The following is a 509-nucleotide window of genomic DNA, read 5'->3' as shown; positions in this document are numbered from 1 at the left end:
GACTATGCGGTTTTGCCGCCGGAGATCAATTCGGGCCGGATGTATGCCGGTGCCGGATCGGGACCCATGGTGGCCGCCGCGGCAGCATGGGACGGCTTGGCCAGCGAACTGCACGCGATGGCCACCTCCTACCACGCCACACTCGCCGAACTCACCAGCGCACCCTGGGTCGGCCCGTCAGCAACAGCGATGGCAAACGCCGCGGCCCCCTACCTTGCCTGGATAACCAGCACCGCGGTAGCCGCCGGCCAAACCGCCAACCAACTCCAATCAGCCGCCGCCGCCTACGAAGCAGCATTCGCCGCCACCGTGCCCCCACCCGAAATCGAAGTCAACCGCGCCCTCCTGGCATCCCTGGTCGCCACCAACATCTTCGGCCAGAACACCCCCGCCATCGCAGCCACCGAAGCCCAATACGCCCGCATGTGGGCCCAAGACGCCGCCGCCATGTACAGCTACGCCGGCGCCTCCGCCGCCGCAACCACACTGACACCCTTCACCCAACCACC

At 67.6% G+C, this 509-nt stretch carries 1 protein-coding gene; it reads left to right on the top strand.

Features of this window, described 5'->3' with window-relative positions; translation table 11 throughout:
* A partial coding sequence (locus tag A9X01_RS17325; RefSeq protein WP_155772139.1) for a PPE family protein occupies nucleotides 1–509 on the top strand: 509 nt, incomplete at both ends.

Source organism: Mycobacterium asiaticum (assembly GCF_001668675.1).
In the GTDB taxonomy this organism is placed as follows: Bacteria; Actinomycetota; Actinomycetes; order Mycobacteriales; family Mycobacteriaceae; genus Mycobacterium; species Mycobacterium asiaticum_D.
Note: the sequence above shows the minus strand (reverse complement) of the source record. Positions and strands in the feature narration are given on the sequence as shown.